Below are 14,082 nucleotides of genomic sequence, written 5' to 3'. Positions count from 1 at the left end.
AGGAAACGATGGAGACATCGCATATGGAACACATAATCGCCGAGACCACGAGTGGGAAGGTTCGCGGGGTAAAGAACGAGGGTATCAACATCTTCAAGGGCATTCCTTACGGGGGAGCGGTCGACGGTGGACGCCGATTTCTCCCGCCGACCAAACCCGAGCCCTGGACGGGGGTGCGCGACGCATTGGAATTTGGCCCGCGCGCATTCCAGGACGACAACGCCTTCGCCATGCCCGCCGAGTTGCTCAAGATTTTCTCCATCGCCGAACCGCTTCCCATGAACGAGAACTGCCTGGTCATGAACGTCTGGACACCAGCCCTCAACGATGGACGCAAGCGACCGGTGATGTTCTGGTGTCACGGCGGCGCGTTCATCTCCGGTTCGGGCTCTTCACCCTGGTATGATGGCGCCAACCTGGCGCGTAAAGGCGACGTGGTCGTGGTGACGATCAACCATCGCCTGAACGTGTTCGGCTTTCTCCACCTCGATGAACTCGGCGGCGGTGAGGCGTTCGCGTCCTCCGGGAGCGCCGGCATGCTCGACATCGTCACCGCGTTGGAATGGGTGCGTAACAATATCGGGGCCTTCGGCGGCGACGCCGGCAACGTTACCATCTTCGGTGAGTCGGGCGGAGGCGCGAAGGTCAGTGTGCTGATGGCGATGCCGGCGGCGCGCGGCCTCTTTCATAAAGCGATCATGCAGAGCGGGCCCGCCGTCCAAATGGCATCCCGCCAGGACGCCACCGCGACCGCTACGCAGGTGCTCGCGGAGCTGCGACTGAGCCCATCGCAGCTGGGCGAGCTACGCCGTATTCCGGCGGAGGCGATCAACCAGGCCCAGGCGGCGGTGACCCGAAAAGTCGGCATGATGTCTTTCGCGGAGAGGCGGCGGCTCGGGTTCAACCCGGTAGTTGACGGAAAACATCTCCCCGCGGGTCCGTTTGAGCCGGATGCACCGGCCATTTCGGCGGATATTCCCCTGATGATCGGAACCAACAAGGACGAGATGACGCTATTTTTCGGTCTTACACCGTGGATCGACAAACTCGACGAGGCCTCTCTGCAGGAACGTGCACGAATGTTCGTGGGAGATCGCGCGGAGAAGATCGTGGAACGCTACCGGCGCGCGCGACCCAGCGATTCGCCGCGTGATTTGTTGCTCGCGGTGGCGACCGACCATGCGATGCGGATGCCCTCGCTGCTGATTGCCGATCGCAAGGCGGCCCAGGCGGCGCCGGTCTTCGTGTACCTGTTCACCTGGGAAACGCCGGTGCTGGGCGGCAAACTCAAGTCGCCGCACGCGTTGGAGATTCCCTTCGTGTTCGAAACCCTGCATAGCGCACCATTTACAGGTAACTCCCCAGCCCGCTTCGCGCTTGCCCACAAGATGAGCAGAACCTGGATCGCCTTCGCGCGCTCGGGAAATCCCAACAATGAGGCAATTCCAAACTGGCCGGCACATTCCACTGAGAGTCGACCCACGATGATTTTCGACGAGCAGTGCCGGGTCGAGAACGATCCGTTTGGGGAAGAGCGAGGGGCATGGGGGCCGTGAGGCGAAAAAGTTAACCAGCAAGCCCAAAGTTGGGACATTCCCGAGCTTGGGGTTTGAAGATTGACTTGCGCAGTTGTCGATGGGAGCGTTATCGGCGGTGGCGCACGCCAGGAGCAAACTTCCCGGACGGATCATGATAGCGTCGGCCGTCGTTCTGACTGCGGTGACGATGTCGCTTGTGGTGGTTGGAGTTGGCCCCCGGGTTACGCAGCTTGCCGGCCGGGACTCGGTCAGTATTCCGGGCGGTGAACTCGGCCGCGGGGAGATCCGGTTTTTTTCCTATCGCGACGATGGCGGCAAGCAAATCCGTTTCATCCTGGGACGCGATCGGGCGGGCAAAGTCCAGGGGGCTTTCGACGCGTGCCAGCAGTGCTCGCAATACCGCAAGGGCTACACCTCCTCACGCGGTTACCTGATGTGTCGCATCTGTGGCAATCGCTACCCACTCGACTCCCGTACCGGAGTCGGATCCTGCGCGCCGATTCGGCTCATCGTGCAGGACAGTGGCAAGACGGTCACCGTGGACACCAGACAGCTTAAGGAGCACGGGGCACTCTTCTAACCAACATGCGCCTGCCCTCGACTAAATACTGCTCGCGAGCACTCGCGGTTTTTCTGGCGAGCTGCCTTTTGCTTGGCAGCTTTTCGGCTGTGACCGGGCTGTGTATCAAGCCTGGACCTCAGCGGCCAGAGATTCGCCTTGATGTCTGTCATCCGCTACAGGCGGCCAACCCGGTTGCCAAAATAATCCCCGCGCGATCAGCATCGGGGATATCTCTGTCCGCGATCTTTCCGCGCCAGTCGATCGTTGAGAGACCCCTGGCGAGATTGATCGACTTTATTTTCACTCCGGATCCTCCCCCACCGAAGCCGCTCGCCTAGCGGATTCCTTGGGACATTCTTTGAGACGCGGCATCGTCGCGCCCAGCTGCGTTTAACGGCGCGCCGATTAGGTTTCGACGCAGATGAGGATTTCATGCGCAAGAGCATTGTGTTCGTGGTCGTGCTTTCGATCACGAATCTAAATCTGGCAGCACGACAAGCATGGGCGCACGGTGTGGTTGGCGACTATGTATTCCTGGAACCGTTGGTTACGCAGGACCCGACTCCCGCCAACGAACTGGACTTCATGCCCGCGTGGGTCAAGGACAGCAGCGCCAACAACTATTCGATATCCTGGTCGATCGAGAAGGTGCTTTGGATCGATGACAATCAGATGCCGCGGGTCAGCATGGGGATCGGCACCGGCTGGGAGCACCAATCACCGTACCATGGACCGAGCCAACAGGGCTTTTTCGGACTGACCACCTTTGCCAAATACGCCCTCTTCTACTCGCTGAAGCACGAGTTCCTGACTTCGCTAGCGCTGCAGCTGCAGTTGCCCACCGGGAACACCGGGATTCAATCATCCAGCCATACCGCCCTGGGCCCGGTCTTCCTTTGGGAAAAGGCAATGGGCGACCTTCCGAACTCGCCTTGGGTTAAGTACATGCGGCCGTTCGGCATCCAGAGCGATTTCGGTTACGTGCCAGCCGTCGGAGGACCTACTAACCATCATATGTTTGCTGACGCGGTCATCGAGTACTCGCTGCCCTATCTGAGCAACAATGTTCAGGACATCGGGCTCAAGTGGCCTTTTCGCAACCTGTATCTCTTCAACGAGTTTAACTACGACCAGCTGATAAGGGGGCCCCGTGGCCAAACTTTTCCCACCCTTCTGGCGACGCCTGGCATTAGCTACGTGAGTTACCATTTTGAGTTGGCACTGGGCACGCAACTCGCGCTCAACCAAGCAACGGTCTCGAGCAACCATGCGGCGATACTTGGATTGCTAGATATCTTCTACGATTCATTCATCCCACGACTGGGAAACTGGACCATCAATAAAGGATTTCCGGAATGAGAGCTTCCACTTTAATGGCGGCGACCGCGGGACTGCTGAGTGTCCTGGCCGCCAGCACGGCGCTGGTCTCGGCTCACTCCTTCCCCGAGTCGGAGGCTCCGGCCGCCGGCCAAACCCTCAATGAGCCGCCCTCCGAGGTACGGATCAAGTATGACGCGCCCATTGAGAAACTCTTCGCGCAACTCGCGGTCATCGACTCAAGCGGGCAAAATCTCGCGCAGGGAGCACCCACCGTCAGTGACGATGGTTACATCCTGGCCGTCAAGGTTCCCCGGCTCAAGCCGGGGAACTATCTCGTGAAATGGCGCGTAGTCGGAATCGACACGCATCACACCGAAGGCTCTTATTCCTTCAGCGTCGCCAGCGGCTCCTGACGATGGAAGCACTCTACGGCAGAGCACTCCTGGAGTGGCCGCTCGTGTTCGCATCGGCAGCAACTTTCGGGACGGCGACCTTCGTGCTCGCGGTACGCGGTTTCGACGGCTGCCCCGCCGACTCGACCATAGCGGCCCTGTTGCCGGCATGGCGCCTGATGGCCATCGCGATTTTTTTTGTTTCGCCGATCATGGTGCTCAAGCTTACCGCCGAAATGGCGGGAGTATCGTGGCGCGAGGCACTTCCCCTCGTCCCCGAGGTCATGACCCAAACGCACTCAGGTGAAGTGTGGCGCTGGGCACTGATAGTCGCGGCGCTGCTGCTAGTCTGCGTCTTTGCACCGCTGGCAAGCACCGCCCGGGCAGTGGCGCTGGCGAGCCTCGGCGCCGTGCTCATGTTCTGTGAAGCACAGCTCGGTCACGCGGTGGACCATGGAAGCATAGCCATTCTCATCTACCTGGTTCATGAAGCCGCGGCCGGAAGCTGGATCGGTGCGTTGCTGGGACTCTGGATAGTAACCCGCCGGGCGCAACCTTCCTCGGACTGGGTAGCGCGGGCGGCACGGGTGGTATCGACGATAGCTGCATGGAGTGTCGCAGCGCTGGTGCTCAGCGGAGCTTACACCGCGTACCAGGGACTGGGCTTCGGCGTCGACCGTTTGCTGTTCTCAAGCTATGGACGAACCCTGATAGTCAAGGTGGTAGTGTTCTGCGCGGTGCTCTCAATAGGAGCCTACAACCGTGAGCGCCTGATACCGGACGTCGCCGCCTCCAGTACCCAGCGAATCCTGTTGCGCAACGTGGGAATTGAATCGCTGGTTTTGGGGGTCGTGGTCGTGGGCCTTGCGGCGCTCCTCGCGAACACCCCGCCCGCAAGAGGCCATATGATGTCGCATCCCGGGATGGCGATGGATACTCTTTACTCACCATCCTCGGGAATTTACCGGACCTCCACGGGGTAGAAACCGTGACCAACGATTCAACTCGATTTTCGACGCGTATCGGTCTGCTCCTGGCCGCAACCCTGGTCGTGGGACTGGTTGCGGTCGGATGCAACCGTGGAGTGGAGCGGACGGGAGCGTACTCGCCTTCGAGCACCGGCGACTGCCTGCCGAATCTCACGCTTACCGACCAATACGGCAAAAAAGTCTCGCTGGCCTCGCTCAAGGGGAAACCGGTTCTGTTCGATTTTATCTACACTAGCTGTCCGGGGCCGTGCTTGATGCTGACGTCGCGGATGCGACTGATTGCGAATCGGCTTGGGCCGCTGCTCGCCAGCAAGGTCTGGTTCGTCTCAGTTACGGTCGATCCAGAGCATGACGGGCCCGCCGAGCTGCTCAACTACGCCAAGCAACAAGGGGCAAATCAGGATGGGTGGCTGTTTCTGACCGGCTCGCCCGCGGACATCGAGCAGCTGATGAATCAGTTCAAACTCGTTCGCCAGCGCGAGGCCGACGGTACGGTAGATCACGTGCTGGAATTTTTTCTGGTCGGACCGGACGGGCGACAGCTCTATCAATACGCCGCTTCGCACGCGGAGCCGGCGCTGGTGTCGAGCGACATCCGGCGAGCGGCGGAAACCGGATCGGCTTCGGCGGAAGATCACCCCCAATGGAAAGTGCATCTCTGACCGGCCAACATCCTCCTAAGCCTGCTCCGGTCGCGCACGTGGGGGAGACGGGCCCGCCCAGAAGCGGGACTTTCACGCGCGATATCGTGGGCGTGATCTGCCTCGCCCTGGCCTCGCTGCTGGCCGGCCTGACGATCAACTATCTTCGCGCGTCACCGCTGCCGCTCGTCTATCAGACTCCGGAGCAGCGCCTGGCGGCAGAACTCACCACGCTGGTCGAGGCACCCGCGTTTCGCCTGTCCGACGCGGATACGATTTCACTCGATCAGTTCCGCAACGTGGTCGGAGACCATCAGACCATCATCCTGGATGCGCGTGCGGCGCCATTCTACCAACAGGGCCACATTCCGGGTGCGTTGAATCTGTCGCGTGATGATTTCGCTGCGGATTACCGACGCCTGCGCCCGACCCTGGACGCGTCAAAGGACAAATCGATTGTCGTCTATTGCTCAGGGGGCGATTGCCACGACAGCCGGATGGTCGCTAGCGCGTTGCTGAGCCTCGGGTTCTCGCAGGTGCGCGTGTTCACCAAGGGATGGTCGGGATGGACGGAAGCCGGACTACCAGTCGAGAAATGACCCGACGATCTTCAAAGTACCTCGAATGGATGCTTCGCCTGGTAATCGGGGGGGTCTTCATCTATGCGGGTTGGGCCAAGCGCAATGAGGGCATTGAATTCGCTGACAGCGTTGCGTCATTTCGGATCCTGCCCGGCGCGGTGATTGTCCCGTTCATGCTTTCGATTGTGCCCTTCGAAATCGGGGCGGGAGCGATGGTGCTGACCGGCTGGCAGAAGCGCCTTGGCGCGCTGGGGCTGCTGTTAATGGCGAGTCTGTACTCTATCGCGCTCGCCCTGGCGCTGGCGCGCGGGATAACCGTCAATTGCGGTTGCTTCGGAACCAGCGCGGTGGGTGCGAATCCGTGGGTCGACCTGGGGCGTGACCTGCTGCTGGCTGCCGGCTGTGCGGTGCTTTACCGAATCGCGACGCGAAGCGTGGCCCCAAAGCCGGCTTTGTGACCCGCAGTCGTTCGAGGTTCGTCAGCGGCGCGGGAGCGCTCGAGGATGCCGTATCGCGCGACCACGCGTGGTGGATAGCGATAGAGGGCAGCCTGCTTGAGCGTGCGAGTTCGCGGACAGGACCGCTATGACTTGGGGCGGGCTCGCAAAGCGGACGCCGTCGTTGAGCGGTAGTAGTGAACTGGCTACGCTGTCGCCGATGGCAAGGAAACCTCGCATCGGAGCAGATCGGATTGTTCGTTCGCGCTTTCGGGAGCCGGTACATTTTCAGGATTTGACGGAGCGGATGACGATTCGTCTATCGGCGGTCTCCGCCTATACCGGGCGATCGCACTTTGCTCCGTGGACGCGGATTTTGGCTAGCGTTCATGACCATTCCAACCTGGGCGGGATCTTCGCGCCCCTGGTCTATGTCGAGTACGAAACCGCTGATGTTCCCTGCGAAGCATCCGAGCGAATCGAGGTAACCGGCAAGTCGTGGCTGGCGCGGAACGTGGACGCGAGCGGCGACACCCGCAATATCGCGCGCGAGGGCCGTCACACGTTGCGCAACGGCGAGGGGACGTTTCTGGGCAGCTCGCGCATGGTCAACGTGTTCACGCGCTACGATCCTGATCCGGCGCGCCGGCGGGTAACCGAATTGCCGGCCGATCTCGGTCTAGGAGCCCATCCGTCTCGCGAAATCAGCATTCCGGTAGTCGAATCGATGGCGGATTTTGCATGCCAGCCGGATTTTGCCGATTCGGAGAGCCACGTATGGCACTACGGCCACACTGATCCGAACCGGCACGTGAACGGGACAGCTTACCTGCGCGCCATGGAAGAATTCCTGGCCGATTCACTGAAGCGCGCGGGTCACGACCTGGCGCGTCTCTATTTCGCACGCACGCGGGTGGTTTACCGAAAGCCGTGTTTTCGCGGCGAAGGGTATCGACGCGCGGCCTGGTTTCGCAGTGAAGCACCGCTGACCCTGACGGGGGCATTCATTAAGGAAGGGGACCCCACTGGATCGCCGACCACCGCGGTCGAACTGACGCTCCTGCAACATAGCTAAGAAGCCGCGACGTCTGCCGGCGCGCACAAAAAAGGCAGAGCTCGCAGCTTCCTCGCAGAATCGCCGTATATCCAGGCTGCGCGAATCAGGGACTGCTCTGAATTTGCGCTAAACCGCCAGACGAACGCTTGAGTCGGTGACGGCGCGGCTCGAAGGCTCTTCGGGCTGCATCCGAAAATGCGCCATATAGGCGCTGTGATGTTTCCGCTCGGCAGCCGGGTTGAGGCCGTAGTCCTCGAAGCGATACGAATTGCGGCCATAACCGCCATCGGGCCGCTCAGCGATGGAGCGTTTGAGACCTTGCTCGCCCCGTCCGCTTAAAGTCATTCCAAAGTGGTGATACAGGTCGGTCACGATCGCGTACGGATCTCTCACCAGATCCTTGTAACGAATATGCACGATGCGCTCTGGCGAAGATTTGAGCCAATCGGCCGCCTCGACAAGCAGTTTCGACCCTAGCTCCCAGCGACTGCTGACCTGCCGGCCGATTTGCAGACGATCAATCTTGCGGGTGAAGGGCTGGCGGAGAATTTCGGTCAGTCGCGCGACCGACGGCAGGACTTTCATGGGATCCCGATGCACGAACACGAATCGCGCGTCCGGATAGACCTCGCACAAGGCCTTGAGGGCGAAAATGTGATCGGGGCTCTTCAGGATCCATTGCCCAGCACCGTTCTGATGCTGAAGATGCTGTAGGAAGCGTTTGTGAAACCGATACGCCTCAAGATGACCCACGTCTTCGAGCCATAGCTGGAAAGACGGTATGTAGTGGGTAGTATCGAAACGCAGGCTCCGAAACACGTGTCCGGTGATTTCGATACATTCCTGGGCCGCGTGGGCGTCAAGTGGGTGCAGGCTCGGTAGTTCCGGCGCCAGCATGAGAAACTGTGAGTACTGCCGCGCGGTCAGTTCCGGCCGTCGGTCGCGTGAGCCGTTCTTTTGCGCCCCAATCGGATAGGGAAAGACCGTCTGCCAGCAGCGAGGAGTGAGATTTCCCGGATCGTCCGCTAGCAGATTATGCAGGAAGGTAGTTCCACTGCGCGGCAACCCCAGCACGAATATGGGTCGATCTATCCGCTCCTCGAGGACCGCGGGATTTTTTTTCTCCTCCTCTCGGAGCCGGAGCAGATTGGACAGAAAACGCAACATATCCCAACGGACCGCGATCCGGCCGAAAGCGCTAAGATTCGCCTCTTCATAGTAAGACCGCAACAGCACCGCGAGCGGTTCCTCGAACGACCACTCCCCGAAATCGTCGAGACCGGACCGGCGCCGGGCCAAGTCGACAAGCTTTTCGGGCGGTACCGGCCGTCGAAACAACCCGAGATGATCGGCAAAGCGGTCGAGACCCCGAAACAGTCGGGCTGGAAGATTGAAGGAAGCTGAAGGAAGAAGCCCCACTTTTCACCAAACCTTTCTCGCGATCACCTCAATACCGGCCAGTTCAATATGCATTGACTGACCGAACCCCCAATCTCGGTCTGGAGGTCAGAAAGATTCAGTACTGTGCTAGTCTTGCGAAAATTGACTGAAACTTCTGTTTTTCTTCGCGATTGATATTACTGATGGTCCTAATGAGTCAAAACGCCCCTCAATTGGTTTAATAAACCAAACCCCTTTGCCCCAGCATATCCAGGTCGGCCCTCCTCGGAAAGTGCCCTTTGGGGATCACTTGTTCACACCTCGAAGAACCCGCTGAGCCTGTTTGAGATGCGGCATATCCAGCATCTTGCCGTCCAGTGCGACGGTTCCGGCCCCGGACGAGAATGCTTTCACGACACGTTGTGCATACTCAATCTCGTCCGCAGATGGAGTAAATGAATGGTTTATCGGTTCGACCTGGTCGGGATGGATTGCGATTTTGCCGGTGAAGCCCGCACGGCGCGCGGCCTGAGCTTCCCGCAGTAGACCCTTCGCATCCTTAAAATCGGTAAACACCGTATCTATGGGCTCAACTTCGGCAGCCACGGCGGCCAGCAGACACAGGGAGCGGGCGAGTCGATAGGTAAATTCCAACTCTCCCGATTCGTCGCGATTGGTGGTGGCACCCAGGGCGGCCGGAAGATCCTCCGCGCCCCATGTCATTCCCCACAACCGGGGCGTTATCCCACCGAAACCTCCGAGATTGAACATCGAGCGAGCGGTCTCGGTCGCCACCAGCAAGACTCGGATCGAGCCGCGCGCAACGCCTTCACGAACCTCAAGTGCGGTCAGATAGTTATCGAGCAGAGCCAGCTCGGCAGCACTATTGACCTTGGGTAGCAAGACTCCATCGGGCGCGCCTGCGACTATCGCGGCGAGGTCGGGGAGCGCCTTTTCGGTGGAGAGAGGATTCACCCGTACCCACAGACGAGTCCTCGAGCGATCGCGATGGCCCTGTAGGAAGTCGCGTACCATCGCGCGCGCGATCTCGATTCGGTCGGCGGAAACCGAGTCCTCCAGGTCAAGCACCAGTGCATCGGCGCCCACGGTCTCGCCCTTGGCGAGCTTGCGCTCGCTGTCTCCGGGAACGAACAGTAACGAACGCATGATGAACCTACTTCGTCCTCCTGTGCATCAGCGCCGATCGCTTGCAGTAGCCCACTTCCTCATCGCGCTGGTTAAGGCACTTATGCTCAAAGACCACGACGCCGGCATCGGGCCGTGACTTGCTGGGGCGCATCTCCAGCACCGTGCTTTGCGAGCGCAGGGTATCGCCGATGAAGACTGGGTGGGTGAAGCGCACATCGGTCATGCCAAGGTTCGCTATCGTGGTACCTAAGGTGGTATCGCCGACCGAAACCCCGATCATTAGGCCGAGTGTAAAGATGCTGTTGACCAGCCGCTGTCCGAACTCCGTCTGCTTGACGAACTCCACATCGAGATGCAGCGGCTGGGGATTGTGGGTCAGCGTGGTGAAGAGCAAATTGTCGGTTTCCGTAACGGTGCGGGTGATGGCGTGGTGGAATACCTGGCCGACCTTGAACTCGTCAAAATAAAGTCCGCTCATTTCATCTGTCTCCCATGACTCTAGTAGCGGAGGCCAAAGGCTCTCTCAAGCGGACGGAGGCTTGCAGAGAGCCAACGTCTTGCGCACCTCGGCGGCGGTTGCCGGCTCGCTACCGGCCCTCTGGATGGCGGTGACGGCGGCGTCTACCAACTCCACGTTGGAGCGCGCGGAACCATACGGCGCATCCTCGAGGCCAACACGGACGTGACCACCCATCGCGACCACCGCAGGTATCAGGGGGAGCACGTCGACGCCGAGCCCGGCCACCATCCAGGGCGCGCCGGGCGCGGCCTGCTCCACGAGCTTCACATATGCTTCCAGGGCCCAAACCTCGGGCGGGAAACTGAAGGTCCACGAGGAAGACAACATGAAGCGGTAGATCGGCACCGGGGTGCGCGGATGCCGGCGATGGAGCATTGCGCCGTGGCGCACGAATCCGGGCTCGTAGCAGGCAAAGGCGGGATGGAACCGATGGTTTTCCGCGAGCTGCATGGCGTATTCGACGAAGCCCGGTGAATTCGTATAAATCGCGCGATCGTCGCCGTACGCGGAGGCGGCTGGAGTATCGGCGCGCCAGAGGTTGACGGAGCCTGGATCGATAAAGCCCCACTCCGCTAGACCGCGCCTCGCCAGTTCGACGATGGTTTCGTAGCGTTGCCGCCAGTCGGTGCAATGCGGCGGGGGAACCGCTGTAGGGTAGACGATTGCATCGACCTGCGTCCTGATGCCGGAGATGAAGGCGGTACAGTTTTCGATGTCGTTGTTCTGACGGCCGGTCTGCGGGTCGAGGGTATGCGCGTGCACGATCGCCGCACCTGAGCGGACACAATCGATCCCCTCGCGCACGATCTCGTCGGCGGTAACCGGAATTCGCGGTTGCGCCCGCCGGGTCCACGCTCCATTGAGGGCGACTTCGATCCAGGTCTGGTTAGCCATAAAACACCATGGTCGGGGCGGTGCCCGTTTTTGCCGGTCCGATGCTACAATCCCGCCGCGCACCAGTGAAATGAGCGCAGCTTCGATTCCAACCTATGAACCATTGGAGGAAAAACCAATGAAAAACAACGATGAGCTGTTGAGCGAACTTCTGGACCGCGAAGCGATTCGCGAATTGCCGGTCCGCTATTGCGATTGCGTATGGCGCAACGATATGGCGGGAATCGTCAAACTGTTTGCGGAGGACGGCAGCTTCACGGTGAAGGGTCACAAGCGAACGGTGACGCAGAAGGGACGCGCGGAGCTCAAGAAAATGTACGAGGGTGCGCTGAGCAACGTGAACCCGCGGCCCTATATCCACAATCACGTAGTCGATCTGACCGGGCCGAAAAGCGGCGTGGGCCGCTGCTACGTCGAGCTGCGCAGCTTCTCGCGAAATATGGACTGGATCGGCTCGGGCTACTACGAAGACGAATACGTGAAGACCAGCGACGGATGGAAGTTCGGATCGCGGACCTTCACCAGCGTGGGCCCGGCTTTGGACGCCGACCGCAACTAGCAGTCGAGCGCGAGACCACGGAGCCAGAGAAGATCAGGGGGTGTAAACCGATGAGTGCAATACTCGAGGGAAAGGTCGCAATCATTACCGGCGCGGGCTCCGGAATCGGCCGCGCGGCAGCGCGGGTCTTCGCGCGCGAACACGCGAAGCTGGTGCTGGCCGATTGGATCGAAGAAGGCGGCACTGAAACTCTGCGCGTGGTGCAGGACCTTAACGCCGAAGCCGTTTTCATCAAGGCCGACGTTTCCAAGTGGGAGGATGCCAAATCGATAGTGACCAAAGCAGTCGCGTCCTACGGACGGGTGGACTGTGCCTTCAACAATGCGGGAATCGAAGGCGCCTCCGCCGTGACCCACGAATGCACCCAGGAGAACTGGAACAAGGTGATCGCGGTCGACCTCACCGGCGTGTGGCACTGCATGAAAGCGGAAATCGAGCAGATGCTCAAGCAGGGTCACGGCGGCGCGATCGTGAACACTTCATCGGGCGCGGGCCTGGCGGGGGTCCGCGGGATGCCCGCCTACGTGGCCGCGAAGCACGGTGTCGCGGGACTGACCAAAGCGGCCGCAGTCGAATACGGTCGCGAACGAATTCGCGTGAACGCGGTATGCCCGGGCCCGATCCGCACGCCGATGATGGCGCGGCTGCTGGGCGAGCGGCCAGATGCCGAGCAGCGTTTTGCTCGCGGCGGTCCTCTGAAGAGGCTGGGTGAGGCCGAGGAGATCGCCGAAACGGTCGCGTGGCTATGCTCCGATCGAGCATCATACGTTACCGGCGTGCCTATGCCGGTCGACGGCGGCTTCATGGCGCAGTAGGAACCGGGAATTTCGAACCGCGGCCATGGCTTGAGGGTCGGCACGGGCGCCGAGGTTCGCTGATCCGGAAGTCTCCTTATTTCTGCACTGACGTGCGCACGGCCAAATGCAAGCTGGTCATGCGTGCCTTGGTAGAAAGGAATGGAAGCGAAGTTCTTTGATGACTGGAAGGTGGGCGAGACGCTCGAGACTATGGGGCGCACCATCGGTGAGGCCGAGATAGCGCAGTTCGTGGGACTTGGCGGGTTCTTCGAGGAGCTCTTCATCGACCGTGAGTACATGGCCAAGTCGGGCCCCTATCCGGCGCGTATCGCGCCGGGAGCGATGACCTTCGCGCTCTCGGAGGGATTGATCATCCTGACCGGATGCATTCATCGGGTCGGGCTCGCGTTGCTGTCAGTCGAGAAGATGAGCTTCCAGCGGCCGCTGATGGCCGGTGACACGATCCATGTTCGGGTCAGCGTCGTCGACGCGGCGCAGACCAGCAAACCGGACCGGGGTATCGTGACGTTCGCGCATTCGGTGATAAATCAGCGGGGCGAGGAGATCATGGCGTGCACGGTAAAGCGCATGCTGCGCCGGCGATCAACGTGACCTGCACCGAACCGCATGGCGGAGGCACTCCAGCTAAATCGACTTGAGTCAGCTGCCGGCGCAGGATACATCTTGCGCGTCCCCGTACGACGGGGCGGGAGGACACCGATCTTTCCGTGATACCAATGAGCAAGAGAGCGGGGTTGGTGGTAGTGGCGAGTTTGCTGTTGGCCGCGGCGACTTCAAGCCCGGCGCGGGGGCAGGGTCTCACCACCAAGACCGGGCTTCTGACCTGCCACGTGGCGCGGGGTTTCGGATGGATCGTGGGCTCATCACGGACGGCGCAATGTGAGTATCACCCCGCCGGGGGTAACATCGAAAAGTATTCCGGCACCATCTCAAAGATCGGAATCGACATCGGCTATCTGGCTCCCATCGTTTTGGTGTGGGCGGTGGTCGCGCCGAGCAGCGTACCGAGCTCCGGAGCCCTCGCCGGCAACTATTTCGGGGGCACCGCGCAGGCGGCGTTTGGAATCGGAGCGGGAGTAAATGTGCTGCTCGGAGGATTTGACAAGTCGATTGCCTTGCAGCCAGTAAGCATCGAGGGCGACACCGGTCTTTACCTTGGCTTTGGTATCGCCGCGCTGAGCCTCACGTTCGAAGAGCAAGACCCCAACCTATAGACCAGCCAGCTCCGCGACGGAGTGAACCGCT

At 60.5% G+C, this 14,082-nt stretch carries 16 protein-coding genes and 1 pseudogene; 13 read left to right on the top strand and 4 right to left on the bottom strand.

The genetic code is table 11. The annotated features are described in order from the left end of the window. The first annotated feature begins 23 nt into the window (after positions 1–23). The 9 genes from VGI36_04325 to VGI36_04285 all read left to right on the top strand — a co-directional run bounded on the left by VGI36_04325 (position 24) and on the right by VGI36_04285 (position 7,535). Positions 24–1,556, top strand: coding sequence for a carboxylesterase/lipase family protein (locus tag VGI36_04325; GenBank protein HEY2484347.1), 1,533 nt, complete (start codon positions 24–26; stop codon positions 1,554–1,556). Positions 1,557–1,635: 79 nt separating this feature from the next. Then, positions 1,636–2,118: a Fe-S-containing protein gene (locus VGI36_04320; protein ID HEY2484346.1), complete on the top strand. Its 483-nt coding sequence runs from the start codon at positions 1,636–1,638 to the stop codon at positions 2,116–2,118. Between the two features lie 414 nt (positions 2,119–2,532). Next, positions 2,533–3,459 carry a hypothetical protein gene (locus VGI36_04315; protein ID HEY2484345.1) on the top strand — a complete coding sequence of 309 codons (927 nt, stop codon included), beginning with the start codon at positions 2,533–2,535 and terminating at the stop codon, positions 3,457–3,459. After that, on the top strand, positions 3,456–3,833 hold the full coding sequence (locus tag VGI36_04310; protein ID HEY2484344.1) for a copper resistance CopC family protein: 378 nt from the start codon (positions 3,456–3,458) through the stop codon (positions 3,831–3,833). The genes VGI36_04315 and VGI36_04310 overlap by 4 nt, the downstream gene beginning before the upstream one ends. A gap of 2 nt (positions 3,834–3,835) precedes the next feature. Beyond that, positions 3,836–4,795, top strand: a complete 960-nt coding sequence (locus tag VGI36_04305; GenBank protein ID HEY2484343.1) for a CopD family protein — start codon at positions 3,836–3,838, stop codon at positions 4,793–4,795. Between the two features lie 5 nt (positions 4,796–4,800). After that, complete coding sequence (locus VGI36_04300; GenBank protein ID HEY2484342.1) at positions 4,801–5,463, top strand: SCO family protein; 663 nt, start codon at positions 4,801–4,803, stop codon at positions 5,461–5,463. Next, on the top strand, positions 5,445–6,041 hold the full coding sequence (locus VGI36_04295) for a rhodanese-like domain-containing protein (protein HEY2484341.1): 597 nt from the start codon (positions 5,445–5,447) through the stop codon (positions 6,039–6,041). The genes VGI36_04300 and VGI36_04295 overlap by 19 nt, the downstream gene beginning before the upstream one ends. Beyond that, positions 6,038–6,481: a MauE/DoxX family redox-associated membrane protein gene (locus tag VGI36_04290; GenBank protein HEY2484340.1), complete on the top strand. Its 444-nt coding sequence runs from the start codon at positions 6,038–6,040 to the stop codon at positions 6,479–6,481. The genes VGI36_04295 and VGI36_04290 overlap by 4 nt, the downstream gene beginning before the upstream one ends. A 286-nt stretch (positions 6,482–6,767) precedes the next feature. Continuing rightward, on the top strand, positions 6,768–7,535 hold the full coding sequence (locus VGI36_04285; GenBank protein HEY2484339.1) for a hypothetical protein: 768 nt from the start codon (positions 6,768–6,770) through the stop codon (positions 7,533–7,535). A gap of 108 nt (positions 7,536–7,643) precedes the next feature. On the opposite strand, the gene VGI36_04280 is transcribed toward VGI36_04285, so the two are convergent. The 4 genes and pseudogenes from VGI36_04280 to VGI36_04265 form a co-directional block, all read right to left on the bottom strand. Continuing rightward, a complete protein-coding gene (locus VGI36_04280) occupies positions 7,644–8,936 on the bottom strand; it encodes a sulfotransferase (protein HEY2484338.1) in 1,293 nt (430 codons plus the stop codon). Positions 8,937–9,203: 267 nt separating this feature from the next. Continuing rightward, positions 9,204–10,064, bottom strand: coding sequence for a CoA ester lyase (locus tag VGI36_04275; protein ID HEY2484337.1), 861 nt, complete (start codon positions 10,062–10,064; stop codon positions 9,204–9,206). Positions 10,065–10,071: 7 nt separating this feature from the next. Continuing rightward, a pseudogene (locus tag VGI36_04270) lies at positions 10,072–10,536 on the bottom strand (MaoC family dehydratase). A 33-nt stretch (positions 10,537–10,569) separates the two neighbouring features. After that, a complete protein-coding gene (locus tag VGI36_04265; GenBank protein ID HEY2484336.1) occupies positions 10,570–11,460 on the bottom strand; it encodes a 3-keto-5-aminohexanoate cleavage protein in 891 nt (296 codons plus the stop codon). Between the two features lie 118 nt (positions 11,461–11,578). Here VGI36_04265 and VGI36_04260 point away from each other — a divergent pair, with 118 nt between their 5' ends. From VGI36_04260 to VGI36_04245, 4 genes are all read left to right on the top strand, one after another. Further along, the gene (locus tag VGI36_04260) at positions 11,579–12,019 is read left to right on the top strand and encodes a nuclear transport factor 2 family protein (protein HEY2484335.1); all 441 of its coding nucleotides are present in this window, start codon (positions 11,579–11,581) and stop codon (positions 12,017–12,019) included. 50 nt (positions 12,020–12,069) lie between these two features. Next, a complete protein-coding gene (locus tag VGI36_04255) occupies positions 12,070–12,834 on the top strand; it encodes a glucose 1-dehydrogenase (protein HEY2484334.1) in 765 nt (254 codons plus the stop codon). 141 nt (positions 12,835–12,975) lie between these two features. After that, complete coding sequence (locus VGI36_04250; protein ID HEY2484333.1) at positions 12,976–13,428, top strand: MaoC/PaaZ C-terminal domain-containing protein; 453 nt, start codon at positions 12,976–12,978, stop codon at positions 13,426–13,428. Positions 13,429–13,553: 125 nt separating this feature from the next. Further along, entirely contained in the window at positions 13,554–14,051 is a 498-nt protein-coding gene (locus tag VGI36_04245) for a DUF992 domain-containing protein (protein HEY2484332.1), read from the top strand. Positions 14,052–14,082: the final 31 nt, after the last annotated feature.

It is taken from the genome of Candidatus Binataceae bacterium (assembly GCA_036495685.1).
Classification (GTDB): domain Bacteria; phylum Desulfobacterota; class Binatia; order Binatales; family Binataceae; genus JAFAHS01.
This window is presented reverse-complemented; position numbering and strand designations above follow the sequence as displayed.